Origin of the sequence: Chryseobacterium sp. Chry.R1 (assembly GCF_039645525.1) — a bacterium.
Classification (GTDB): Bacteria; Bacteroidota; Bacteroidia; order Flavobacteriales; family Weeksellaceae; genus Chryseobacterium; species Chryseobacterium proteolyticum.
The window spans coordinates 3,210,315-3,237,146 of record NZ_CP151793.1 but is presented as its reverse complement, the minus strand read 5'-3'; the positions used below and the strand labels follow the sequence as shown (position 1 = coordinate 3,237,146).

General features: G+C 37.8%; 23 protein-coding genes. 12 read left to right on the top strand and 11 right to left on the bottom strand.

Features of this window, described 5'->3' with window-relative positions; all coding sequences use genetic code 11:
• The first annotated feature begins 161 nt into the window (after positions 1-161).
• Positions 162-1,970, top strand: a complete 1,809-nt coding sequence (locus AAEU33_RS14700) for a hypothetical protein (protein ID WP_345988376.1) — start codon at positions 162-164, stop codon at positions 1,968-1,970.
• Positions 1,971-2,073: 103 nt separating this feature from the next.
• Here the strand turns inward: AAEU33_RS14700 and AAEU33_RS14695 are convergent, their stop codons facing one another.
• Genes AAEU33_RS14695 through AAEU33_RS14685 form a run of 3 tightly spaced genes read right to left on the bottom strand, consistent with a single transcriptional unit; the run spans position 2,074 to position 3,494 of the window.
• Positions 2,074-2,790: a GLPGLI family protein gene (locus AAEU33_RS14695; RefSeq protein WP_345988374.1), complete on the bottom strand. Its 717-nt coding sequence runs from the start codon at positions 2,788-2,790 to the stop codon at positions 2,074-2,076.
• Positions 2,791-2,836: 46 nt separating this feature from the next.
• Positions 2,837-3,175: a hypothetical protein gene (locus tag AAEU33_RS14690; protein WP_345988372.1), complete on the bottom strand. Its 339-nt coding sequence runs from the start codon at positions 3,173-3,175 to the stop codon at positions 2,837-2,839.
• A 13-nt stretch (positions 3,176-3,188) separates the two neighbouring features.
• Positions 3,189-3,494 (bottom strand): hypothetical protein, encoded by a 306-nt coding sequence (locus AAEU33_RS14685; protein WP_345988370.1) that lies wholly within the window; start codon positions 3,492-3,494, stop codon positions 3,189-3,191.
• A gap of 616 nt (positions 3,495-4,110) precedes the next feature.
• Here AAEU33_RS14685 and AAEU33_RS14680 point away from each other — a divergent pair.
• The 3 genes from AAEU33_RS14680 to AAEU33_RS14670 all read left to right on the top strand — a co-directional run bounded on the left by AAEU33_RS14680 (position 4,111) and on the right by AAEU33_RS14670 (position 7,105).
• Positions 4,111-5,055, top strand: a complete 945-nt coding sequence (locus tag AAEU33_RS14680; RefSeq protein ID WP_345988368.1) for an aldo/keto reductase — start codon at positions 4,111-4,113, stop codon at positions 5,053-5,055.
• A gap of 132 nt (positions 5,056-5,187) precedes the next feature.
• Positions 5,188-6,186, top strand: coding sequence for an aldo/keto reductase (locus AAEU33_RS14675; RefSeq protein WP_345988366.1), 999 nt, complete (start codon positions 5,188-5,190; stop codon positions 6,184-6,186).
• A 16-nt stretch (positions 6,187-6,202) separates the two neighbouring features.
• Entirely contained in the window at positions 6,203-7,105 is a 903-nt protein-coding gene (locus AAEU33_RS14670; protein WP_345988364.1) for a helix-turn-helix transcriptional regulator, read from the top strand.
• Between the two features lie 63 nt (positions 7,106-7,168).
• Here AAEU33_RS14670 and AAEU33_RS14665 read toward each other — a convergent pair whose 3' ends face one another.
• Positions 7,169-7,786, bottom strand: a complete 618-nt coding sequence (locus AAEU33_RS14665; RefSeq protein ID WP_345988362.1) for a DUF892 family protein — start codon at positions 7,784-7,786, stop codon at positions 7,169-7,171.
• Between the two features lie 276 nt (positions 7,787-8,062).
• On the opposite strand from AAEU33_RS14665, the gene AAEU33_RS14660 reads away from it, so the two are divergent.
• Positions 8,063-8,497: a low affinity iron permease family protein gene (locus AAEU33_RS14660; protein ID WP_345988360.1), complete on the top strand. Its 435-nt coding sequence runs from the start codon at positions 8,063-8,065 to the stop codon at positions 8,495-8,497.
• A 5-nt stretch (positions 8,498-8,502) separates the two neighbouring features.
• Here AAEU33_RS14660 and AAEU33_RS14655 read toward each other — a convergent pair whose 3' ends face one another.
• Complete coding sequence (locus AAEU33_RS14655; protein WP_345988358.1) at positions 8,503-9,768, bottom strand: NAD(P)/FAD-dependent oxidoreductase; 1,266 nt, start codon at positions 9,766-9,768, stop codon at positions 8,503-8,505.
• Between the two features lie 113 nt (positions 9,769-9,881).
• On the opposite strand from AAEU33_RS14655, the gene AAEU33_RS14650 reads away from it, so the two are divergent.
• The 3 genes from AAEU33_RS14650 to AAEU33_RS14640 all read left to right on the top strand — a co-directional run bounded on the left by AAEU33_RS14650 (position 9,882) and on the right by AAEU33_RS14640 (position 14,324).
• Positions 9,882-10,877, top strand: coding sequence for an aldo/keto reductase (locus tag AAEU33_RS14650; protein ID WP_345988356.1), 996 nt, complete (start codon positions 9,882-9,884; stop codon positions 10,875-10,877).
• 189 nt (positions 10,878-11,066) lie between these two features.
• Positions 11,067-13,838 carry an aconitate hydratase AcnA gene (gene acnA / locus AAEU33_RS14645; protein WP_345988354.1) on the top strand — a complete coding sequence of 924 codons (2,772 nt, stop codon included), beginning with the start codon at positions 11,067-11,069 and terminating at the stop codon, positions 13,836-13,838.
• Between the two features lie 27 nt (positions 13,839-13,865).
• On the top strand, positions 13,866-14,324 hold the full coding sequence (locus AAEU33_RS14640) for an NUDIX domain-containing protein (protein ID WP_172282663.1): 459 nt from the start codon (positions 13,866-13,868) through the stop codon (positions 14,322-14,324).
• A gap of 2 nt (positions 14,325-14,326) precedes the next feature.
• Here AAEU33_RS14640 and AAEU33_RS14635 read toward each other — a convergent pair whose 3' ends face one another.
• From AAEU33_RS14635 to AAEU33_RS14615, 5 genes are all read right to left on the bottom strand, one after another.
• Positions 14,327-14,938: an alpha-ketoglutarate-dependent dioxygenase AlkB gene (locus tag AAEU33_RS14635; RefSeq protein ID WP_345988352.1), complete on the bottom strand. Its 612-nt coding sequence runs from the start codon at positions 14,936-14,938 to the stop codon at positions 14,327-14,329.
• A gap of 70 nt (positions 14,939-15,008) precedes the next feature.
• Positions 15,009-15,179, bottom strand: coding sequence for a lmo0937 family membrane protein (locus tag AAEU33_RS14630; RefSeq protein ID WP_172282659.1), 171 nt, complete (start codon positions 15,177-15,179; stop codon positions 15,009-15,011).
• A 103-nt stretch (positions 15,180-15,282) separates the two neighbouring features.
• Positions 15,283-15,444 (bottom strand): hypothetical protein, encoded by a 162-nt coding sequence (locus AAEU33_RS14625; RefSeq protein WP_345988350.1) that lies wholly within the window; start codon positions 15,442-15,444, stop codon positions 15,283-15,285.
• A gap of 74 nt (positions 15,445-15,518) precedes the next feature.
• Positions 15,519-15,746 carry a glutathione synthase gene (locus AAEU33_RS14620; RefSeq protein WP_345988348.1) on the bottom strand — a complete coding sequence of 76 codons (228 nt, stop codon included), beginning with the start codon at positions 15,744-15,746 and terminating at the stop codon, positions 15,519-15,521.
• A gap of 199 nt (positions 15,747-15,945) precedes the next feature.
• Positions 15,946-16,716 carry a LexA family transcriptional regulator gene (locus tag AAEU33_RS14615; protein ID WP_345988346.1) on the bottom strand — a complete coding sequence of 257 codons (771 nt, stop codon included), beginning with the start codon at positions 16,714-16,716 and terminating at the stop codon, positions 15,946-15,948.
• 61 nt (positions 16,717-16,777) lie between these two features.
• Between AAEU33_RS14615 and dinB the strand changes: the two genes are divergently transcribed.
• Both dinB and dnaE read left to right on the top strand, forming a co-directional pair.
• Complete coding sequence (gene dinB / locus AAEU33_RS14610; RefSeq protein WP_345988344.1) at positions 16,778-17,941, top strand: DNA polymerase IV; 1,164 nt, start codon at positions 16,778-16,780, stop codon at positions 17,939-17,941.
• A 4-nt stretch (positions 17,942-17,945) separates the two neighbouring features.
• Entirely contained in the window at positions 17,946-20,999 is a 3,054-nt protein-coding gene (dnaE, locus tag AAEU33_RS14605; RefSeq protein WP_345988342.1) for a DNA polymerase III subunit alpha, read from the top strand.
• Positions 21,000-21,003: 4 nt separating this feature from the next.
• On the opposite strand, the gene AAEU33_RS14600 is transcribed toward dnaE, so the two are convergent.
• Positions 21,004-21,822, bottom strand: a complete 819-nt coding sequence (locus AAEU33_RS14600) for a DUF2490 domain-containing protein (RefSeq protein WP_345988340.1) — start codon at positions 21,820-21,822, stop codon at positions 21,004-21,006.
• Between the two features lie 563 nt (positions 21,823-22,385).
• Between AAEU33_RS14600 and AAEU33_RS14595 the strand changes: the two genes are divergently transcribed.
• Complete coding sequence (locus AAEU33_RS14595; RefSeq protein WP_345988338.1) at positions 22,386-25,343, top strand: SusC/RagA family TonB-linked outer membrane protein; 2,958 nt, start codon at positions 22,386-22,388, stop codon at positions 25,341-25,343.
• Between the two features lie 6 nt (positions 25,344-25,349).
• Positions 25,350-26,813: a RagB/SusD family nutrient uptake outer membrane protein gene (locus AAEU33_RS14590; RefSeq protein WP_345988336.1), complete on the top strand. Its 1,464-nt coding sequence runs from the start codon at positions 25,350-25,352 to the stop codon at positions 26,811-26,813.
• The last annotated feature ends 19 nt before the right edge of the window (positions 26,814-26,832 follow it).

Genomic DNA, 26,832 nt, shown 5'->3' with positions numbered 1-26,832 from the left:
TATTTTTTTTCATAAATAAAAGGTCGACATGAATAAATTCTCTGTTTACCCTTTTAATAAAGGAAAATATAATATACCATATCCGTATACTTTAGTAGAAAAGGGTATAAAATAACCCACTATTTCAGGCTATCTTTCCATCCTATTTTTATCAAAACAAAATGACAAATAAACCCTTACACAGTTTCCATATTCCGGTGATGGGACTAGCCTATACTATTGACAGCCCGATACGGGTTGCACAGTATGGAATTTCCTCCGTTATTTCTATTATAGATGACGAGCTTATAGAAAAAATGAAAAATTTTTACGCTGGAAAATTCAATCTCAATTATGCATTCATTTCTACAAAAACTGAAGATTACAGAGCTAAAAGAATAACGGACTACCTTAATATGGTAGATGACATCGTTAATAAAAAGTTCGAATCCTTTAAGCAGGAGATTATCAAGAATACAGAAACACTCAGAGAATTTATAGGCATGCTACCGAACACTTCTTCTATTAAAAGCAGATTGCAGGATTTTGCAGATCAAAAAGACTATGTAGGTTCCGGTATCAGAAAATTTATTGACGCTCATCTCAGTCCCGGGAATATAGATGTGAATATTATGACAAAAGTAGATAAGGATAATTTCGCGAAAAATGAACAGCTTCCTGTAATGCATAATGACGCCCACGCGTCGTTACGGGGATTTGCTCATAGCAGACTCTCTTCATCTGTGGTACTTTCCGCAGGAATGAATCCACGTTTATACAGCTACCTCGAAGAATTTGATGATTTTTTTCCGGACAAAAATGGAAATCTGAAAAAAAAGATCATCCTTAAGGTAAGTGATTTCCGTTCCGCCATGATCCAGGGAAATTTTTTGGCAAAAAAAGGATTATGGGTCTCAGAATACAGAGTTGAATCCGGGCTCAACTGTGGTGGTCACGCTTTTGCAACGGAGGGCTTATTATTAGGTCCCATTTTGGAAGAATTCAAACAGAAAAAGAATGAACTCATAAATTCTGCTTATGTTCTTATGATTGCAGCTTTAGAACAAAAAGACAGATATACGGCTACTCAACCGCCGGAAGTAAAAATTACCGTTCAGGGAGGAGTAGGAACTTCCGAAGAACATGATTTTTTACTTGAATATTATCATGCAGACAGTGTAGGATGGGGCTCTCCATTTTTACTGGTTCCTGAAGCGACATCTGTAGATAAAGTAACCCGCGATCTCCTGGCCCGATCTAAAGAAAGTGATTTTTATCTCAGTACGATTTCACCTTTAGGAGTTCCTTTTAACACTGTCCGGGGAACCTCCAATGAACTTCTTAAACATCAAAAAGAGGCTCACGGAAAGTACGGTAGTTCCTGTCCCAAAAAACTGCTTGCACTAAACAAAGAATATTCCTCCAAAGGAAACTGCACGGCATCACGGAAATACCAAGCTATCAAATTAAAAGAGCTTGAGAAAGAAAAAGAAACCCTCAGTGAAGAAGAGTTTAACAACAGGAAAAAAGAAATAACTAATAAGGCCTGCTTATGCGTGGGTCTTGTAAATGCAGCCTATATGGAACAGGAGATTCAAATAAAAGGAGAGGATCAAGGTGTAGTTATTTGTCCGGGACCTAATCTGGCTTATTTTGATAAAGAGGTTTCTCTCATTGAAATGGTTCAGCACATTTATGGCAACGGCAATATCCTTCCGGACAATAATCGCCCGAATATGTTCATTAATGAGCTGAAAATGTATGTGGAACACCTGAAAAAGGAAATCAAAGCGGTAACTGACACGGTTACTCTTTCCCAAACAAAGAAATGGAATATCTTCAGAAAAAATCTACTGGAAGGCATTGCTTACTACGAAAACCTGTTCTGTACCACAGGATTTTTTAATAAAGAAAAAGAAAATATGAAACATCAACTTGAAGAGTGTAAAGTAATGATCTCACAAATTATAATTCCACAGATAAAAAAATAAAAACTAACATACCTGTAATTCTATAATAAGGATAAATTCAAATCCAAATACTAGAAAATATTCATGATGGCTTTTAACAAAAGACACCATAATGGGTGTCTTTTTAATTTTTTTCTATAGGATTTATTTTTATATTTCCTTTTGTAAACTTCTTGATTACATTCATTCTAGCCTCAATCATTTTCTTACGGTCAATAAAATTGATATTCTCATCGTACAGAATATTTTGGGACTTTTTTGTAATAGCTAAAAGTTTATAATGAAAGTTTTCCTGGTCATCATATACTTCAAGAATAAGCCCCGGTAAACCAGCAAATTTATATGGGCCATCAGCTATTGGGATATCTTTTGTGTACCATGCAATAAATTTTCGACCTCTAAATGTAGCTTCTGCCTTATAACATTCGTATGTTAAAACATTTTTTTTCTCATCAATAAGTTTCCACTGCATCGCAGGACTTTTTTCCTTGTAGCCAAAGTTTATATTTTCAATTTTATCACTATATATCAAATCAGGTTGTTGATAATCTTTTTTTATTACATGAGACACCTTGAACATTGGTCTTGATGACATTTGAAAAAACGGTTGACTATCTATTATTGAATCAACTTTATATTTTTTATCATTTTGAAAAATTGATTCATTATCACCAATATATAAAGTAAGCATATCATCACTTTTAGTACTTAGTGTTGAATCTGCTTTAAAATCAACATTGTAAATTATTTGAGTATGAGACTTAAACACTTTAAATTTCTTATTCTGTGAAAGCATAATCCCAAATAAAAATATAGAAACAATGGAGAGTATTTTTTTCATATTTTATTATATAAAAGGTGGCTGATATAACAGCCACCTGGATAGTTTATTTTTTGGTTACAATAATAATTTTTTTGACATCATTATACGGGTAATTTAATTTACTTATTTCTGTACTGTCCTCAATTACTTTTATTGTACGCACCTCTTCTGTATCCATTAATTTATGAAAGGTTTCAAAATCTATAACCTTATCATTAGCAATTATTACCGTTTGCTTTTTTTGTTTGTCAAAGTAACCTTTAACTTTACCGGAATTCTTAAAAAATTCATCAGAATTATTATAATCAACAATTGGTAATTTTTGAAATTCTAATGCTTGAGCATTTTTTCTGCTGCAAGAAAAAAGTAAAAAGAAAGTAGATAAAATAAGTAAGTTTTTCATATTAATTTCAATATTAACCCATGTATGATCCTGCTCCAGTACAAGGAGGTGTGATAACAGTCGATGATGTAGCTTGACTAGCTGACTCAAATTCCCAATATGTAATACCTCCCACAGTTTGCTCTGTATAAGTTCCGTATTGATAGCATGTGCCACAACAGGTAGTATCATAAGCTATAAACCCATTAAAGCTAATTTTTTTAATACTATTTTGCGCTGCATTAATCGTTTCAGCAGATTTTACATTACTTTTTGTTGGGGAAGCGGCACACAATATACCTGATGTAGCAATACCTAAAATAAGAATTAATTTTTGCATTTTGATCGTTTTTAATTTTAATATTTTTTTGTGATTGCAATCATTACAATAGTACAAAATTATTTTTATTCCCCATTACGGGAAGCCCTATTTACTAAAACTTTCTGCTTGTATAGAATGCGAAAAAGGTAAACATTATTTATGCTTCATAATTTTCTATGATTTATTTCAATTGCTTTTCATTAAGCTCAAACTTTTTAGCCGAATTTCAAGTTTTTGCAGCTTTTAAATGATCTTATACTGAGTTAAATCTTTAAGGTCAATTAAATATACAGTGTTGAAAGAATCTAAAATTTTATTACCCCATACTTTCCAAAAATCTTTGCCCCTTAAAAAGTATCATCATTAAATTCTTTTGCGTCTTTGTATTTAAAATCATAATCTTAATAGACAGAATAAAACTCTTATGATCAACCGTATTGTATTAATATTATCTTAAATAATCTTCTGTCCGCTATTCTTAAGAAAATTTTTCTTTAATTTTATACTACTGAAGATAATTCGACATCTTCAAACAATTCAGAAAACAAGGAGATCAACTATCTTAATAGTTTTCAATTGTGGGTTCATAGAACACCACATCAATGATTATGACTAAAAAATTAATTTTTAATGTATGGAAAAGAGAATGATAAAAAATACGGATTTATCGGTCGCACCGATTAATTTCGGAGGAAACGTTTTCGGATGGACATTGGATGAGCAACAATCTTTTGACATCCTGGATCAGTTTACAGAAGCCGGATTCAATTTTATAGATACTGCTGATACCTATTCTTGGTGGGTAAATGGAAGAGGGGGACAGTCTGAAGAAATTATCGGAAAATGGTTGAAGAGCCGGGGCAACAGAAACGATCTTGTTATTGCGACTAAAGTAGGATCAGAAACCAAAGAACATGGTTTTGATATCAGTAAAAGACATATCCTGAAATCTGTTGACGAATCTCTGAAAAGATTACAGATCGATCATATAGATCTTTATTATACCCACTTTGATGATCATAAAACCCCGGTTGAGGAAACTCTTGCGGCGTATGACGAAATTATAAAAGCCGGAAAGGTGCGTTATATTGCAGCTTCCAATCTTACTCCGGAACGGCTTACCGCTTCTTTTGAAGCTTCAGAAAAGAATAATTTACCCAGGTATGTCGCTTTACAACCTCATTATAATTTATTAGAGCGTGAAAAATTTGAAAAAAATTACGCTCCTTTGGTGGAAAAATATGATTTGAGCGTATTCCCATACTGGTCTTTAGCGGCAGGTTTTCTAACCGGAAAATACCGCAGTGAAGCAGATCTTTCTAAAAGTGCCAGGGGAGAAGGTGTCCGCAAATATCTGAATGAAAAAGGGGAGCGAGTATTAAAAGCTTTGGATCAGGTAAGTGAAAAACATCAGGCCAACCAGGCTTCTGTGGCATTAGCATGGCTATTAGCCAATCCACTTATTACCGCACCTATCGTAAGCGCAACCAGCCAGTCTCAATTACAAACCTTGTTTAAAGCGACTGAACTTCATCTGAGTAATGAAGATGTACAGCTTCTGAATGAAGCAAGCAAATAAAAACAAAGCCTCATACGAGGCTTTTGTTTTTATGATCTATATACCTTGATTTACATACGTTGTTCAGTGTTTTGCATACATGCTGTCTTTTATTTCTTACGAATTTTGGATCATTAAATAAACAGTATGAAAATGAATACAATACAATTAGGAAATCAGGGATTGAAAGTTCCTGTTATAGGTTTAGGATGTATGGGCATGACAGGTTTTGAAGATGGAAATATGTATGGTGAAGCAGATGAGAAGGAAGCTATTGCGACCATTCACAGATCATTGGAGCTAGGAGGTAATTTTCTTGATACAGCAGATCTTTACGGTCCGTTTAAAAATGAGCAGCTTATTGCCAAAGCTACGGAAAACAATCGGGACCAATATATTATTGCTACCAAATTTGGCTGGGAAATCAATGACCAGGATAATGTTACCTGGGCCATCAACGGAAAGAAGGATTATGTAAAGAAATCAGTAGAACGTTCCTTAAAAAACTTAAAGACCGATTATATTGATCTTTATTATATGCATCGGCTGGATAAAAATACACCTATAGAGGAAACTGTAGGAGCAATGAGCGACCTGGTAAAAGAAGGAAAAGTGAAATACATCGGCTTATCGGAAGTATCTTCAGAAACCATCAAAAGAGCCCATATTGTTCATCCCATTACAGCTGTACAAAGTGAATATTCATTGTTTGAGCGTACAGTAGAAGAAAGAGGAGTGATTACAACATTACAAGAACTGAAAATAGGGTTTGTGCCTTATTCTCCGCTGGGACGCGGTTTTTTATCCGGACAAATCCGTTCCATTGATGACTTGCCTGAAAATGACTTCCGACGCGCAATCCCTCGTTTTCAGGAACAACATTTTTATAAAAATATTAAACTGGTAGAAGCCATCGAGTCTATGGCAAAAGAGAAGAACATTACGTCTTCCCAACTGGCATTAGCATGGATTATCAGTAAAGGCTTTGTCCCGATTCCAGGAACAAAACGCAGAAAATATCTGGAACAGAATATTGATGCTGTTCATATTCAGCTTACAGAAGAGGAAATTTTAAAACTGGAAGGCATTATTCCTTTAGGCACTGATACGGGAGCTCAATATGATGAATTCAGTATGGGACTGTTAGATTAATTATTACATTTGTTTTATGAATGCTATTCAGTCGGTTTCAGCTTTTCATCGCCTATTATCCTTACCGGAACCTAAACATCCGCTGGTAAGTGTTATTAATCTGTCCCATTCTATATTTCTGGAAGATGAAATATGGAAAGGTTTTGTGAACAGATTCTACTGTGTTGCATTGAAAAGAGAAGCAAAAGGCAAGATCAAATACGGTCAGCAGCATTATGACTATGATAAAGGAGTATTAAGCTTTACTGCACCTAACCAGGTACAGTATTTAGACTTGCAAAATATGGAATGCGGATCAGGTTACTTATTGATCTTTCATCCTGATTTTTTATTGAAACATCCTCTGGCATCTTCGATTACGGGTTATGGTTTTTTCTCCTATGCGGTAAATGAAGCTTTACATTTATCGGAAGATGAGGAAGATGATCTGATTGCAATACTCAAAAAAATAGATAAAGAATGTCAGCATATCGATCGTCATACCCAGGAGATTATTTTATCTCAGATTGATCTTTTGCTTAATTATTCCAATCGTTTTTATGAACGGCAGTTTATTACCCGCAAAAACAGCAATCATCAGCTCCTAACAAAATTCGAGCGTTTTCTGAATGATTATTTTGATCATGAACAATCTGTAGATAAGGGTTTGTTAACCGTTCAGCTTATTGCTGAAGCAATGAACCTATCTCCTAATTATCTCAGTGATCTGTTAAGAATTCATACAGGGCAGAATACCCAACAACATATTCATGAAAAATTAATAGCAAAGGCCAAAGAAAAACTGTCGACCACTAATTTGTCTGTGAGTGAAATTGCCTATGCATTAGGCTTTGAACACGCTCAGTCTTTCAGCACTCTATTTAAAAAGAAAACAAAAATGGCTCCGATGGAGTTCAGAACTTCCTTCGGAATAAAATAATACCTAAATTTTTATAAAAAAATCCTCAATTAAAATTGAGGATTCTTTGTTGTATTAATCATATTATTTCATTGCTTTCTTATTCAGAGCAGTATCTGCGATACTGGTAAGGAGTTCATCGCATTTTTTCTCTTCTTCCAATGTTTTCAATAGAATTTTCAGACATTTGGTTTGCTTCAGAACCTTAGCATAAGCTGCTAACGTACCATAGGCTGCAATTTCATAATGTTCTACTTTCTGTGATGCTGCAATAATTCCGGCATCCCGTACAGAGCCTGGTTGTGTTTCTTCCATAATACTTTTCCCTTCATCCAGCAATCCCTGCATGGCATCACATTTTTTTGCCTGAGCTTTCTTGCCCAAAGCAGCAAAACATTCTTCCAATCTTTTTACATGGTTTTCGGTTTCAGCCAGGTGACTTGATATCGCTTTCTTCAGGCCTTTATCTTCAGCATTTTTTTCCATTTTCGGAAGAGCTTTCGTTAGTGCTTTTTCAGCCCAGTAAATATCCTTAAGCCCATCTTCAAACAGATCCTTGAGTTCCTTTGCCGCATCCTTTTTAGCGGGAACCTTTCTTGCCGGAGTTTTTACAGCGGCTGTTTTTTTAGCCGGGGTTGATGCCGATCTGGCTCTTGAAGACGTTGCCGTTTTTTTTCCTGGTGTTTTTGTACTCGTTGCCATATTAATATTTTTTGTGGTTTATGCATTAACTGGTTACAATAATAAAGCCAAACACAATAATAAAACTGCAAATTATTTAAATATTTAACATTACTTTAACTTAAAACCAAAATATTAAACAAAAATAAATAGAATTAAATACGCAATTACTAATTTTCATTATGACTACGATCATAAAAATGACTACTGTTGAATCTTTATATTGGACATAAATAATGAAAAGGATAATAAACATTCCTAAATGATGCCTGTCCTTCAATCCACTATTATATTATTATGAAAAAGAATCTTTTTGACAAATTCGCAGATAAAGCTGTTTACTTTACAGGCAGTGCTGCTGCATTTATCACAGCAACAATCCTCGTTATCATATGGGCCTCCGTAGGACCTATATTTAATTTTTCGGAAGTATGGCAAATGGTGATCAATACCGGAACCACAATAATTACTTTTCTCATGGTTTTCCTTATCCAAAAAGCACAAAATAAGGACTCCAAAGCCATACAGATTAAGCTTAACGAACTAATTGCTGCTCATGAGCACGCCAGTAACCGGATCGTAGATATTGAAGACCTTACAGAAGATGAACTGGACCAGCTTCATAAATTCTATGAAAAACTGGGAAAACTACCTAAAAAAGAAGCTTCTCCCACCCATTCAATATCAATTGATGAGCAATCAAAACCAGCCTGTAATCAGCGGTATAAATAAAACCGTTATTTCCCCGTATTCCTCTTTGGATAGAGTATTAAACGGATAGAAGGGTTATTGGTAATAAACAACCGAAGCCAATCAAAAGCCAGGCGGACTTTACTTCCAAATCCTATCAAAGGAATAATATGAATAAATAACCAGGTAAGCCATGCTATAAACCCTTTAAAAGAAAATTTTGGGAGGTCTACTACCGCATTGTATTTAGAAATAATAGCCATGCTTCCTTTGTCATTGTACTCGAAAGGTTTCAAAGGTTTACCTTGTGCAATATATTTAAAGTTATCAGCTAAGTTATGCGCTTGCTGTATGGCTACCTGCGCCAGTTGAGGATGCCCGTTAGGATATTTTTTTTCCGTGAGCTGAAGACAAATGTCGCCTACAGCGTAAATATTTCTCATTCCTTCCACTTCATTATATCCGTCTACCAGTATTCTTCGTCCACGACCGATAGCTTCTTTTGGAATACCGGGAACTTCCCGGCCTATGACACCGGATGTCCAGATCAGGGTCTCGGTTTCAATGGATCTTCCATCAGAAAGGATTACTTTATTGTCAATATAATCTTTCACGGAGACGTTCAGAATAATTTTTACCCCTAATTTTTCCAGTGTCTCATAAGAAGTTTTCTGGGCCATTTCGCTCATCGGGGAAAGAAGGGTAGGAAGGGCATCAATAAGATACAGGTTGGAAAGACCCATTTTAATTTCAGGATATTCTTTTTCAGCGATATATTTTCCCATTTCCGCCAGCATCCCAGCAAGTTCCACTCCTGTGGGTCCACCTCCGGCAATAACAATATTCTGAAGACGGCCTGCTGCTTTCATATCTTTATTTCTTGTCGCTTCTTCCAGCGTCAGAAGCATATGATTTCGAAGATAAAGAGCTTCCTTAATACTTTTCATAGGAAGTGCACATCTCTGAACATTTTCCATCCCGAAAAAATTAGATTCGGTTCCTAAAGCAAGAACCAGATAATCATAGTTTAAATTTCCGGTATCTGTTTCTACGGTTTTGGTTTCTGAAACCACTTTAATAAGGTTGCCCATGTGAAACCGTACATTTCGGAACTTTGAAATCATTCTCCTGAAAGGATAACTGATATTTGAAGCCTGAATAAAAGAAGTGGCTACCTGATAGATGAGAGGAGGAAAGAAGTGGTAATTATTTTTATCAATCAATGTGATCTCAAACCGTTCGTCATTTTTAAGTGATTTGATGAGATTAATCCCAGCAAATCCTCCGCCTACAATGATGATGTGCTTTTTCATACTTACTATTTTGAGTGGTTACAGTAAGAGTCCAATAATAAGACCAAAAAAATTAAAGTCATAAATGCACAATGTTTGCTTGCTTTACTATAACCCAACATAAAAAGTACAATATGAAAACAGACATTCTAACAGAAAAGCACAAATTAGGATTAGGAGGAGTAGCTATAGGAACTGCTTTTGCTGACATTACGGATGAAGAAGCGCACGAAGTCCTGCAAAAGGCCTGGGACCTGGGCATACGGTATTATGATACCTCACCCTGGTACGGATTGACAAAAAGCGAAAGAAGATTTGGACAGTTTTTACAGGGTAAGGATAGAGATGACTTTGTTTTCTCTACAAAAGTAGGCAGATTATTTAAGGAAGTCCCTAAATCTGAGGTTCCACCCACCATGTGGAAAAATCCATTAAATTATGACTTCCGGCATGATTATACAGCAGATGCTATAAAAAAGTCAATCGATGAAAGCCTTGAAAGATCAGGGCTCGACCGTATTGATATTGTATACATCCATGACCTTTCTGAAGATCAGGTCGGTGACCGGTATCCTTACTTTCTGAAACAGGCAAAGGAAGGAGCTTTTAAAGTACTTTCAGAGTTAAGGGAACAAGGGATTATAAAAGCCTGGGGAATGGGTGTTAATAAAATAGAGCCTATTTTGGACTGCATTGAAGCTGCTGACCCAGACATCTGCCTTTCTGCTACCCAATATTCTATTTTAGAACATGAAGATGCCGTAGACAGATTACTTCCGGCCGTAAAAAAAGCTGGGGTAAAACTGGTTTCCGGAGCCGGTTATAATTCAGGATTTATTGCGGGGAGAAACCGCTATAATTATAAAGACGTCATTCCCAAAGGGATGACAGAAAAAAGAGACCGGATTGCAGAAATAGCAAAAAAATACAACACAGACATTGTACATGCAGCCCTGCAATTTGTTTTGGCGGCTGATGAATTTGCGGCCATTATTCCCGGAGCTAGTCAGCCGGATCAGGTGCATGACAATGTAGAAGGACTAAATGCCGTAATTCCTCCTGATTTCTGGAATGAGATAAAATCTGAGGGATTGATCTATGAGAAAGCTCAGATCCCAGATTACAGGTAGAATTTTAATATTATTAAACAGAAGCCTCTCATTGTGAGAGGCTTCTGTTTTAATAGTTTATCATTTGTCTTGGGTCAAATATAAGTAGACTAAAGAAAAAAAAGGTTCTTTAATGTTAATATATCCTAATGTTCTTTTCATATTTCTTTTTTTGAGGTAACTTAGTATATATAATAAAAAACACCTGAAATGAACACCCCAAACGCAAAATCTGTACAACAAATCACTATTGATGGAAAATCTTATACTTATAGCTCTTTAAGAAACCTGCCGGGAGGTGTGGATCATCTTCCGTTCAGTATCCGTATTCTTCTAGAAAATGTTTTAAGGAATTATGACGGCTTTGGTATTACAGACGAACATATCAATACCTTACTGCAATGGACACCTGCTCCTAATGATAAGGATATACCTTTTAAACCTGCCAGGATCCTGATGCAGGATTTCACCGGAGTACCGGCAGTAGTAGATATGGCTTCTTTAAGGGCAGAATTTGTGAGGCAGGGAAAAAACGGACAAAAGATCAATCCAGCTATTCCGGTAGATCTGGTTATCGACCATTCCGTTCAGGTAGACTATTTCGGAACCGATTATTCTTATGACCGGAATGTAGAACTGGAGTTTGAAAGGAATAAGGAACGGTATGAAGTTCTGAAATGGGCACAACATGGGTTGAATAATTTTACCGTAGTTCCTCCCGGAATGGGAATATGCCATCAGGTTAACCTGGAATATTTAGCAAAAGGAGTGATCAGCAGAGACGGATGGCTCTTTCCTGATACATTGGTAGGGACAGACTCACACACGCCAATGGTAAACGGAATCGGGGTTATCGCCTGGGGTGTTGGTGGGATAGAAGCGGAAGCAGCTATGCTGGGACAGCCTATTTTCTTTACCTGTCCTGAGGTAGTAGGTTTAAAACTGACAGGAAAAATTCCTGATCATTGTACTGCTACCGATATGGTTCTTTCAATCACAAAGATCCTTAGAAACCAGGGAGTAGTTGGGAAATTTGTGGAAGTCTTTGGTGAAGGGCTGGATCATTTAACGGTTACCGACCGTGCTACCATTTCTAATATGTCTCCGGAATTCGGATGTACGGTTACTTATTTCCCTATCGACTCACGTACTTTGGAATACATGCATGCTACCAACCGTTCTCCGGAACAGATCAAAATTGTTGAGGAATACTGCAAAGAAAATCTTTTATGGAGAACCGGAACGGAAGAAATTAAATATTCATCCGTCGCAGAACTTGATCTGTCGACCCTTGAACCAACGGTATCCGGGCCTAAACGTCCTCAGGATAAAATTTTAGTTAAAGATCTTAGCCAGAGATTTTCTGAAGTTTTAAAAGACGAGCATCATCGTAATTACGAACCTATTTCCAAAAGAACAGAATATGCCTGGTTAGCGGACGGAGGTTCGGGAACGGAATTTACGTTTGGAAAAGTTCCTATTGAAGGAGAACTTCATTCGGAAGTTATTCAGGACTCTTTACGAACTGTAAGGATCAAACAAAATAATTCTGAATTTGTCTTAAGTGACGGAAGCATTGTTATTGCAGCGATTACCAGTTGCACCAACACATCAAACCCTGCTGTTATGGTAGGAGCAGGACTTTTAGCCCGAAATGCCATAGAAAAAGGACTTCGAACAAAATCATGGGTTAAGACATCTCTGGCACCAGGTTCCAAAGTCGTTACAAAATACCTTGAAAGATCCGGACTTAATACAGATCTGGAGGCACTTCGCTTTCATACAGTCGGCTATGGCTGTACCTCATGTATCGGAAATTCAGGACCACTTCCACCTGCTATTGCAACAGCAGTTGATAATGGCGAGCTGGTAGTAGCTTCGGTACTTTCCGGAAACAGGAATTTTGAGGCAAGAGTGCATCCGCAGGTTAAGATGAATTTTCTCATGTCACCAATGTTGGTTGTTGCCTATGCTTTGGTTGGACATGTTGATATCAATTTAATTACAGACCCTCTGGACTATGATCCGAATGGGCAGCCTGTCTATTTAAAAGACATCTGGCCTTCACGCGAAGAGATCCAAAGAACGATCAATGAGTGCATGAAACAGGAAGATTTTGAAGACGTTTATAATGTAATCTTTGATGGTTCAGAAGACTGGCAGGATCTTGAAGTTAACCTGGATCAGAATTTCGAATGGAACAAAAGCTCAACCTATATCAAAGAAGCTCCTTTTTTTGAAAATATCAAGGCTCAGCCGGATCCTGTAACCGATATAAAAAATGCAAAAGTGCTGCTGTATCTCGGAGATTCTGTAACCACCGATCACATTTCACCGGCCGGATCTTTTAAAGAAGACTCTGCGGCAGGAAGTTATCTGAAAGCCAATAATGTAAACAAAGAAGATTTTAATTCTTATGGTTCCAGAAGAGGAAATCATGAAGTGATGATGCGCGGAACTTTTGCCAACGTAAGGATAAAAAATAAAATAGCTGACAGAGAGGGTGGATACAGTCGTTATTTACCTACAGGAGAAGTTAAAACGGTTTTTGATACGGCGATGCAATACCAAAAAGACCAGACACCACTGATTATTTTAGCGGGTAAAGAATATGGATCAGGATCCTCCCGTGACTGGGCTGCAAAAGGAACTTTCCTGTTAGGTGTAAAAGCGGTGATCGCTGAAAGCTTTGAACGTATCCATAGAAGCAATCTGGTTGGAATGGGTGTGGCACCATTGGTTTTCAATGATGGAGAAAATGCAGCCTCTTTAGGATTGGACGGAACGGAAACGTATACCATCACCGGTTTAGAGGAAAATCTGGTTCCGCATAAAATGCTTAATGTAAAAGCTGTACACCCTTCAGGAAAAGAAACAGTATTCACCGTTAAGGCAAGATTAGATTCGGCAATAGAAATTGAATATTATAAAAACCAGGGAATATTACAGTACGTTTTACGGGATTATTTAAAAAATAATTAATCTCCGGAATCCGGACTATACGATGGAATGAAAACAAGTGCAGGCATCTTATTATTTAAAAAAGAAAATAACCATCTGTTTTATTTTCTGGTTCATCCGGGAGGCCCCTTCTGGAAGAATAAAGATAAAGGTGCCTGGTCCATTCCCAAAGGAGAAATAGAACAGGGGGAAGATCCCCTGGAACGGGCCCGCATAGAATTTAAAGAGGAAACCGGACAATCTATAGAAGGAGAATTCATAGGACTGACTCCCATCCGGCAGAAAGGAGGTAAAACAGTGCATGCCTGGGCAATAGAAACAGATATTGAAACGACACAGCTTTTCAGCAATTCTTTACAAATAGAATGGCCGCCAAGATCAGGAAAACGTATGGAAATACCGGAGGTAGACCAATGGGAATGGTTCGATTCAGAAGAAGCAAAAATACGTATTAATCCAGCGCAGGTATTGTTCCTTTCAGAACTGGAGGAACTGTTGCAAAAGTAAGATTACAATTCTTTAATCAATCGAAAAGTAAGGTTGATCCGGGGTTGCATAGGCTTGGTTGATTTCGCAATTCTATGTTCCCAGTTAACCTGCAAATTACCCTTCATGATCAACAGCGATCCATGCGAAAGAGGGAGGCTGTATTTTAAATGATGATCATCCACTTTACGGAAATCAAAATTTCTGACCTGTCCAAGACTCAGAGAAGCGATTACAGGCCGGTTCCCCAACTCACTGTCTCTGTCCCTGTGCCACGCAACGGAATCATTGCCATTTCTGTACAGGTTCAGTAATACTGAATTGAATGTATATCCGGTTGTCTGTTCCAAACGGTGTTTCAATGCCAGTAATTCAGGGAACCATGGATTAACCACAACACGGGTACCACTTAACTGATAAGATTTCCCTTCGTCTCCATACCAAGCGGTCAGGCGTGGCGTCAAAACTTCTTTGTCATACATTTTCTGAGTCGTCTGGATCCATGGGGCAGTTTCCATTAAAAACTCCTGAAGCTCTTTTGCTTCCTGTTGTGATAGGAAATGATCTGTATATTCCAATAACTCTTTAGGAAATTGGTAATATTCTTCTGCATCAAATAAGCTAAGCTGGTCCATTGTAAGAAATTAAAAAAAATATCCTTCACCGGTAAATAATCCGGTAAAGGATATTTTAATATTTTAAATTTTAATCAAGAGGCTTTCTGCCTGAAATAATATTATAAAGAACGACAATAATGGCAATAACCAATAAAACATGAACTAAATATCCGGTACTTATTCCGGGTATAACGTTTAGCATTCCTAAAAGCCAAACAACAATACAAATAACTGCGACTAACCATAATAAACTTCTCATAACTGTATATTTTAAGTGATTTATTTTATTAAAGCATACCTTATGCCTTTTGTTATTCAATTCTTATCCTGAATTCAGAACCTCAATACGTTTCTTTCGTTGGTTACTCCTCTTTTCTAAAACTTACAACCTGATATTCACCATCCGAACAAAACTTTTTACAACTTTCATCATCAAATTTATCAGGAGCTTTCAGAAAAGCCTCAATGTGTTTTTGACTTTCTTCCGTATTAGCTGGGGTAATAATGATATGATAATCCTTCAATACCGTTTCATCAGCTTTTTTAAAGATTCTTTTTTATGCTGAACTGCTTCGTTGTACTCCATATTGCTTTTTTATTACTTTTCAAAGATAAGTCTGCCCTCAAACGGCTCACTCCAACTGATAAAAATACAGTCGTTCAGTCTTCTTATCATAGCCTGTATAACTTCATAACTTCCATCTTCATTTCTTTTCTCTACAGTAAGATTCGAGCCTTCCCCAATTTCTGTTTTTTTGTATTCAATCTGATATCGTCCGTCATCAGTGGGTACAAAATCTTCTTTATGTAAATTTCGATGTGCCATGATATAAAGTGTATAAGAATTCGGTTTATATAAAGAATAAATTATGCCATTTTTTACAAATATGTTATTTTTTTTCACTTTTAACATACAACACAGCAATCAATCCCATTATCAATAGCATATCTGCAGGATTTCATATATTTTGATAATCAATCATTTATAAGGTAATTCAACTTAAAACGGATTTCTTTTATCATCACTACAATCCTGATACCTTTTGATTAAGATTTTTGATATCTTTCCGCAATTCCAGAAACATATCTTTTACACTTTGGGTGTGGTCTTCATTTTCAAATTCCCGGATCGAAATTCCACAGGCATATTCCCAAACTTCCAGTAAATCACTCAAAATAATATCATAAGGCTCATAAAATGGATTGTCAGCCGCTATATGAAGTGCATTTTCTTTTCTGGATTTAAATCTTTTATAAGTAATTCCATCATTTAACGTTACGAAGATGTATGTTTTATCAGGCTTCAGGTCTTCTGTTTTTTCAATGTATTTTCCGACAATATAAGAACCATCTTTAAAAGGCGGCATCGAATCTCCTTCTACAGGAAAAGCCCTGTATTTTCCATTTGTAAGAAAGGGTAGGGAGATATTCTGGAGGCTTTCAATGTACCCTGGATCGGTATATCCGGACAGGTATCCCATCGATGCTTTCTGAGGAATAATTTCAATGCTGTTATTTCCTGATTGATCAACTACGACGGGAAGCACAATTCTGTTATCGGGAAGATTAATAATATCATTTAATGGATATTTCTTAAGGTCTATCGTTACCATCAGATCGATACTTACCCTATAGTACCTGGACATCTTAATCAATAGCTCTATCGGAGGTTGTGAAGCGCCATCTTCATATTTTGCATACCGTCCGCGTGTTATTAATAACTCATCTGCTACAGCTTGTTGAGATAATTTCAATTGATATCGTAAATACCTTATATTTTCTGCTAAAATTGACATTGATACAAATTATATCAACAAATATAATAATTTTGATACAAATCGTAGCTAATTTTGTTTCGTGGAACGATCGATTGTACATATGGACCTGGATACATTTTTTGTATCCTGTGAGCGTCTTAATAACTCAGAACTTAACGGAATCCCTCTGATCATAGGAGGTGGGGACCGTGGAGTAGTAGCCTCATGTTCCTATGAAGCAAGAAAGTTTGGAGTACGCTCTGCCATGCCGATAAGAATGGCACTTAAGCTCTGTCCTGATGCTAAAGTGATCCGTGGAGATCATGAAATGTATTCCAACTTATCCCATCTGGTAACAGAGGTCATTCAAAGTAAGGTTCCGGTAATGGAAAAGGCGAGTATTGATGAATTTTATCTCGACCTGTCCGGAATGGATCAGTTTTTCGGATGCTATCAGTGGACTACAGAAATTGCTGCTGCCGTCACAAAAGAAACGGGGCTTCCCATCAGCTTTGCATTATCCAACAACAAAACCGTCTCAAAAATCGGAAGTGGGGAATCTAAACCCTATGGAAAGCTCGAAATAAAGCCGCAGAATATGCAGGGATTTCTTAACCCTTTATCAATAAGGAAGATTCCGATGGTAGGAAATGCTACTTTTCAGCTCCTTTCAAGAATAGGAATCCGCACCATTCATACATTATCTGAAATGCCTGTTCTGGTATTACAACAGATGATCGGAAAAAACGGGATTGAACTCTGGAAAAAAGCCAATGGAATTGATGAGAATCCGGTCATTCCTTATTCGGAAAGGAAATCCATCTCAACGGAAAGAACTTTTTCGAATGATACCATGGATATGGTTTCTTTAAAAGGGCTGATATCGGGAATGGCTGAGCAGCTGGCCTATCAGCTCCGGAAAGAAAGATGGTTGACTTCAACGGTAACGATTAAGATCCGGTATTCCAATTTTGATACGGAGACCAAACAATGTAAAGTATCTTATACTTCTGCAGATCACACCCTTTCACGGGTTGCCCTGGAATTATTCCAAAAAGCTTACACCAGAAGAATGCGCCTTCGTCTGGTAGGGCTACGCTTCACAGGACTGGTTCATGGAAACCATCAGATGGATCTTTTCGAAGATACTGAAGAGCTGATGAATCTTTATCAGTCGATGGATTACATCAAAAATCGTTTTGGAGCCCAGGCTGTCGGCAGAGCTTCCGGATTTGATTTAGAAAATAAAAACAGATTATTCTAACGCTATGTTTCTCAATTGTCATTCTTTCCACAGCCTTCGTTATGGCACACTATCCATCAAAGAGCTGGTAAAACAAGCTCAGGAATCAGGAGTCCGGGAATTGGTTTTAACCGATATCAATACCATTACCGGAATCTACGAATTTAAAACGTTATGTGACCAATGTGGTATAAAACCCATCGCCGGAGTTGAAATAAGGAAAGAGGGTAGGCTTCTTTATATCGCTATTGCAAAGGAATTCAGCGGGATTGGAGAGATCAACCAAATGATTACGGATTATAACTGCAATGGAAAAGACCTCACGGAAGCCGCTCCGCAATTTGCCAATGTATTTGTGATCTATCCTAAAGAAAATATTCCTGAAACACTTAGAGAAAATGAGTTTATAGGGATCCGGGAGGAAGAATTGACACTTCTTATCCGTACTGAATATCAGAACCTCATCCATAAAATGGTGGTACTGCATCCGATAACATTCGCCACCAGAAAGGATTATAACCTGCACTGTATTCTTCGGGCCATAGATAACAATACACTCCTCAGTAAACTGACTGAAGATGACACCTGCCATAAAACGGAATATTTCAAACGGGAACAAAGTATCCGTGATGCTTTTTATCAGTATCCAGAAATTATTAAAAATACACAGCATATTCTCAATTCCTGTCATTTTGAGTTTGACTATAAGAGAGTTAAAAATAAATTACATTACACCCGGTCCAAAGAAGGAGACCTTAAAATGCTGACCAGACTGGCCTATTTAGGATTAAAAAAACGCTATGGCTTAGATCATGAAATTGCCAGAGCAAGAGTTGAAATGGAGCTTAAAGTAATTGATGAACTCAATTTCAGCTCCTACTTCCTGATCGTCTGGGATATTATAAGATACAGCAACAGAATGGGATTTATGCATGTAGGGCGGGGAAGTGGAGCCAACAGTATCGTAAGTTTCTGCCTGGAAATTACGGATATTTGTCCGCTGGAACTGGATCTGTATTTTGAACGCTTCCTCAATCTGAATAGGAAGACCCCTCCAGACTTTGATATTGACTGGAGCTGGCAGGAAAGGGATGCTATTCTGCAATATATCTTTGACCGTTACGGCAAGGAACATATCGCATTTTGCGGAACTAATGTTGAATTTAAGTACAAATCGATATTGCGTGAAGTAGGAAAGGTTTTTGGTCTGCCAAAAGAAGAACTGGACGAGCTGACCAGCCAACGGATGGAACTGCATGATAAAAACCTGGTTATAGAGCATGTTCATAAATATGGTAAATTATTAGAAAAATTTCCTAATCAAAGGAGTATGCATGCTTGCGGAATTCTGATTTCGGAAGAGCCTATTACCCATTTTACAGCCCTTGAAATGCCTCCTAAAGGATTTCCCATTGTCCAGTTCGATATGAATGTTGCTGAAGATATCGGTTTTGAAAAGTTTGATATCCTTTCCCAAAGAGGTTTAGGAACCATTAATGATACCGTTAAGCTGATCAAAAAAACAAGGAATATTGATATAGATATTCGGGATACCTCAATTTCCAAAGATGAAGAAGTGTGTAATGAATATCTGGCTCAGGGGAAAACGATAGGTTGTTTTTATATTGAAAGTCCTGCCATGCGTGGGCTCTTGCGAAGGTTGAAATGCGATAACTATAAAATTTTAGTGGCGGCTTCTTCCATTATCAGACCCGGTGTTGCCCAAAGCGGAATGATGCGCGAATACATCTTCCGGCATAACCATCCTGACCAGTTTGAATATTTTCATTCCGTATTTGAAGAACATCTGAAAGAAACCTATGGAATCATGGTGTATCAGGAAGATGTGATCAAAATTTCCCAGTATTTTGGAGGATTATCATTAGCAGATGGAGATATTCTCCGGAGAGCGATGAGCGGGAAAGGTCGCTCTATTGAAAAGCTTCGGGAAGTAAAAGCTAATTTTTTCAAATCCTGTGAAGAAAAAGGACATTCGTTACAGCTTACTGCTGAAGCCTATCGCCAGATCGAGTCTTTTGCCGGGTACTCATTCTGTAAGGCTCATTCTGCTTCCTATGCGGTAGAAAGTTATCAGAGTTTATATCTGAAAGTATATTACCCTCTAGAGTTTATGGTTTCCGTGATCAATAACATGGGTGGATTTTACCGCACCGAGGTGTACATTCATGAAACCAAAATGTCGGGTGGAATTGTCTGCAACCCTTGCGTGAACACCAGTGATTTTCAAACCACCCTGCACGGAAAAGAAATTTATCTCGGGTTAATGCATTTACAGGGGCTTGAAACCAGGATTGCCCATTTTATCGTTGAGGAAAGAGCCAGAAACGGGAATTATAAATCCCTGGAGGATTTTATACGAAGAGTCCCTGTCGGACTTGAAACCGCACAAATACTTATTTTCATCGGAGCTTTCCGGTTTACCGGAAAACAGAAAAACGAACTACTGGTGGAAGTAAGGATGCTCCTGGTTAATTTCAAACCGGAAAACAGAGGATTGATGCTGATCGAAGAACCTGTTAAGGAATACAAGCTTCCCCGGTTGAAAAGGGAGACTTTTGAAGATGCTTTCGATGAAATTGAAATTCTGGGGTTTACCATATCATGCAGTCCTTTTGACTTGCTGAAGACCGGTTACAGAGGTTCCGTTTTTGTGAAAGACCTGCTACAGTACCATAAAAAACAGGTAAAAATGCTGGCCTACCTCATCTCCAGAAAACATGTCCCTACCAAAAAAGGAACGATGTATTTCGGAACCTGGATCGATGTGAATGGCGATTACTTTGATACTGCCCATTTTCCGGACAGTCTTGAAAAGTATGCATTTCAGGGTGGGGGATGCTATCTTCTTCTAGGAACTGTGGAAGTTGATTTTCATTTTCCGACCATTACGGTTACCAAAATGGCCAAAATGCCATTCATTCCTGATCCAAGATATGCATATGACAAAGAAATGCAATACGATATTCATAAACAGATCAGAGAGGACGTCAGTATGACAAACAGGCTTCCTTATCCCCAAGCCCACGAAATCGGACTCCCCAGAAACAAGCTGAAATAAATATTTATTTCTTTTTATAAGGCAGATTCCAGATCAGGTCAGCGGCAAGATAATGGACACCACCCTTATGTATGCTGTGGCTGTCTCTGATCAGGTCATCCATATAACCGATATCTACCGTAAAAGGAGAATTGGGAATATCAAACATATAATAAGCAGCAATACGCATTTCCCGGTATCCAAAAGGAGTCCATTCTTTATCCGGCTCATTAAGATGGCTCACAGAAAATAATCCTTCTACGCTAAGCATCAATTTCTGGCTATTCTCTGATGGCAGGCTATAGGTGATCTGGCTTTTAAGACGGGTCCTTAACTGGAAATCTTCTTCCACATTATGGAAGTCAGGATCAAAAAACTTTCTGAATTCCTGTCGCACGGTATTTTTAAGCTTCCATCTTTCTCCGAGATTAAAAGTATATGCATACCTCCCATAGATCCTGAATTCCTGCTCTATACCTTCTTTTTCATAAGGGGAGACCTCATCATATTGAGGCTGACGACGATAACTGAATGCATAACTGTACTGCTGGTGCGGGGCAAACGAATGATACACCTCATGATTCAATACCAGGATCGCCTGCCTGGAAAACAAATTATTCCGGTCCGGTTCACTTTTACGGCCTATCGCAACATAACTTAAAGTTTGCTTTTTCCCTAATGAATCCAGTCTGCGGCGAACACCAAATGCACCCCAGAATGCTGTATTGGCTTCCCCTAAACCCGGCGGGCTGATCTGGGCTTGTAAAAAGAGACTTCCGAACAGCAATAAGGCTCCGGCAATTTTTTTTAATCTCAACGGTCGTTCCCATAAAACATTCTTCATTATCACAAATTTAAAGGCTTTTTAACTCCACGTATTATTTAAATGACTTTTAAAGTGTCGAAAATCGGGACAAAATCTGGAAGAATTCTGGAATCCATGTTATAATTTCAATTAGTCTACAAAATTAATAGACTAATATGATTTATCTCATGTCCCTCCTTGGTTAAGATTTGTGAAGAATTAAATACTTTTGACACAGTTAAAAAAATAAACTTTATTCTCATGAATAAAACTTCATCTCATCCTTATTTATGCACGATGACAGCAACGGTATCCATTCAAGACGAATGGAGTACAGGCAACTGTCTTTCACAACACGATCTTATGTTACAATACATGTGTTTTGATTTTATGATGTGCTACATGATGATGAAGTCATAAGCCACCTTTACTGTAGAAATTAAAACCCAATAATTACAGGTTTTAAACAGAAGTAATTCCCGTACAATTTAACGACTCTATTATAGCCTTCCCGGAAAAGGAGGGAGGAGGATTATTATTTCTTACCGAAAAAAAACAGTAAGCATCCATCTCATTTTTTAACCTACTTAAATTAATATATAATGAAGAAAAACCAATGTAAAATTGGTGCACTGGCCATGATCTTAATTGCAGAATTTGGCTTTGCACAAAACAGGGACAGCCTTTCCACCAAAGAGCAGTCTATAAAAGAAGTCGTGGTGGTTGCCTTTGGAAAACAGAAAAAAGAAGAAATAACAGGGTCCGTACAGTCTTTAAAGACAAAAGATATTGCTAATCTCCAAAACGGAAATATTTTACAGGGAATCGGGGGTAAAGTAGCAGGGGTACAGGTAGTATCCTCAGGTCAGCCGGGTTCACAGCCTGTCATCAGAATGAGGGGAATAGGTTCGATCAATGCTTCAAGTGATCCATTAATCGTATTGGACGGCATTCCTTATAACGGAAACCTTAACAGCATTCCGGGATCTGATATTGAAAGCATCTCCTTTCTTGAAGATGCTTCTTCCAACGCATTATATGGTTCCAGGGGAGCCAATGGTGTGATCATTGTGAACACCAAAAGGGGTAAATCCAAAGGACTTCATATAGAAGCAGATATCAGAACAGGGGTTAATTTCAGATCTGTTGAAGATTATTCAGTGTATACTTCACCACAGGATTACTACACCGCTTATTATAACCGGGCAAGGATCGGTGAAATTGCCAGATTAACACAACCCGGAGCAGTTCCTTCCGGTACTAACCCTCATGAAGTTGGAATAACTGCTCTGACCAGCTTGAGATACAACGCCTACAATGTCCCTTTCAGTCAAATGATAGGGCAGGATGGTACCTTTAACAAAAGTGCCCAACTTATCTACCAGGACAACTGGAAAAAACTTCTTTTTAAACCCGGATTAAGAAGAGAAGCCAATGTAGGGATCAGCGCCAATAATGACCAGATAAAATCCTATACCTCCCTGAATTATTTAGATGATAAGGGATATCTTATTTCTTCCGGTTTTGAAAGATTCGGAATACGATCCAATCTGGATTATACTATCACCTCAAAGTTAAAACTGATCAGCAGCCTGTCCTATACTTACAGCCAGCAGGATTTTGGTGAATCGGGAGGGTTTTCCAATCCGTTCCAGTTTGCAAGAAATATTGCTCCTTTCTATCCTGTTTTCCTTAGGAATGATAATTATCAGATCATTTATGACAATAATGGAAATCCACTCTATGATTACGGGGATTCCAGTGGTCCAAACGGAGCAGGAAGGTCTTATGCTGTCTATGAAAACCCGGTAGCCAATCTTCAGCAGGATAAATTCCGGACAACAAGCAATCTCACCAACATCAATCTGGGCCTCAATTACGAAATTGTCAAAGGATTGGATTTCACCTATAACTTTGGAGCATATCTGGAAAATCTTAAAGACCTCAGATATGGCAATACCGTCGGAGGAACTTCATCATCCGTCGGGGGAACCATCAATATGGGCTCCACATTCAAGCATACATTAAACCATCAGCAGCTCCTTACTTATCAGAAAAAACTGGACAAACATAATTTCAATATCCTTATTGGGCATGAACTCAATAAAATAAAAAATGAAGGGTTTTCCGGATCAAAACAACAACTGTTATTACCCAACTCGTTATCTTTTGACAATGCTGTAAAAATAACAGATTTATCGGGGAATGGCTATGAATATGCTGTAGAAGGCTACTTTTCCAGATTACTTTATAACTATGATAATAAGTATTTTTTCAATGCCAATATCCGAAGAGACGGATCGTCTGTATTTTCGCCGGATAGCAGATGGGGTACCTTTTATGGTCTGGGAGCTGCATGGAATGTAGCCAAAGAAGATTTCCTTAAAGATAATAAAGTAATCAGCTCCTTAAGGTTAAAAGCTTCATACGGTCAGCAGGGTAATGATAACATATTACTTAATGACGGAACAAGGGATTATTATGCATACCAGGACATCTATGGCATCAATAACTTTGGAAATGACAAGCCCGTTCTTTCCCTTAAAAAACAGGGAAATAAGGACTTAAAATGGGAAACTTCCAAAAACCTGAATGCAGGTTTTGAAATATCCCTGCTACAAAACAGGATCAGCCTGAATGCGGATTATTTCGAAAGAAAAGTATCCGATATGATCTATACGCTTCCATTACCGCCTTCCAATGCCGGATCCTACATAAAGTACGGCAATATCGGTGACATGATCAACAAGGGAGTCCAGGTAAATCTAAGCGCTGAAATCCTGCACTCCGATCAATTCCAATGGAATGTATATGCGAATGCCACCCATTACAAAAATAAAATCACCAGATTACCGGCCGAACAAAGGAATACAGGCCTTGTTTCCGGACTTTTTATCCTTACGGAAGGAGGCGACAGGTATACTTACTATCTTAAAAAATTTGCAGGTGTAGACCCTTCTAACGGAGATGCTTTATGGTACCGTACAGCATTAAACCCTAATACCCAGAAAGAGGAAACAACTGTTACCCGGAATTATAAGGATGCAACAGATTACAATACGGGTAAATCCGCCATTCCAAAAGTATATGGTGGTTTAGGAACTGATTTTACTTATAAAGGATTTAACCTGGCTGTTAATTTCTCTTATCAGTTCGGTGGATACGGCTATGATGATATTTACAGGTCTTTATTCCATTCCGACAGCTATGCTTCTAATTACTCTACAGATTTAAGCAAAACATGGACACCGGAAAATCCGGGTGCAGAGCTTCCAAGGGTAGATCTTACCTCTACGAATCAGAATGGAAACTCCACGCTTTATCTTATAAAATCGGATTATATCAGTCTTCAGGATGTTACATTATCCTATCAGCTTCCGGACGGATTTCCGCAGCAGGCAGGTTTATCGGGGCTGAAAATTTACGTTACAGGAAACAACCTTTACCTATGGTCTAAAAGAAAAGGTTATGATCCGAGAGCTTCATTAACCGGCGTATCCGATCCATACCGGTACTCTTTATTATCCAGTGTTTCCCTAGGTTTTAAATTAACATTTTAAGAAAATATGAAAACAATACAATACTTTATAGCAGCCCTGTCAATAAGCGTTATGATGACAAGCTGTACCAATGATCTGAATACAGATCCGGATGGAGATATCTCCGGTGAACAGTTGAATAATGATCAGTCATCACCTGAAAAAATACTAGGTGGAATATACCTTGATCTCCGCAGTAACGGAGCCGGAGGAACAACTTTACATTCGGATTTTGGAATTATGGCGATAAAAGCAGGATCAGATCTGATGTCTAATGACGTTATCCAGGCTAAAAACCAGCATTTGGGAATGTTTTACAATTATGATGCAACGAATGCCAATAATTCTGCATCCGAATTTGTATGGACTACATTTTATGCGAGAATCTTTATCATCAACAAACTTCTGGATGGTCTGCAGAAAAATGGTAACGATAATAATAAAGCCATTAAAGGACAACTTCTCGCCCTCAGAGCTTACTCCTATTTTTATCTGGTGCGGTTTTACGCCAACGATTACAAAGGTCATCAATCGGAGCCGGGAGTTCCTTTGGTCTTAACAAGCAGCAACCCGAGCCAGGGACTTCCCAGAGCAATCATATCGGATGTATATAAACAGATTGCCAGTGATATTGAAGAATCTATTATACTTCTGGATAGCTATGCCCGCCCATCCAGAGCCCAGATAGACCAAAGAACGGCAAAAGCTATAGCCTCAGAAGTTTATTTACAGACAGGAGATTACATAAAAGCAGCAAAATATGCTGAAGAAAGCAAGCAGGGAATAGCGCTGATGACCGAAAATGAGTATACGACAACCGGGTTTTCCAATATCAATAATCCGGAAGTATTGTGGGGTTTCCACAATACGACCTCCACAATGAGTATTGGAAATTACTATGCTTCTTTCTTCTCTATGTTTGATAATACCAATAAAGGATATGCCGGTGCTGCCGGTATCTATAAGCTTATCGACAAAAGGTTGTATGAAGCTATTCCAGAAACGGATTATCGCAAAAAAATATTCAACGGAGCACAAAGCACTGCCTATACTTTTAATGGAGAAACAAGAAATTATCCTGCGTATGTGAGCTGGAAATTTAAAGACCCTACTTTTTTTGAAGGGGATTATATTTATATCAGGGCTTCATCATTATATTACATACAGGCTGAAGCACTGGCCAGACATGGAAGGGAAGCAGAAGCCAGACAGGTATTGTATGAAATCACTTCGAAAAGAAACAGTGCCTACACGTTATCTACCAAAACCGGAAATGAACTGATCAATGAAATTATCCTGCAAAAAAGGATAGAATTATGGGGTGAAGGCTATGACTGGTTTGACATGAAAAGACTGAATGTTCCTCTGGAAAGAATATATCCGGGAACCAACCATACGTTTGGCAGATTCAATCTTTCACCCGATAAATTCAGGTTCCAGATTCCTAATAAAGAGATCAATAACAATCCACAGATCAAACAAAACGACTAGCAACACACATTCATTCATA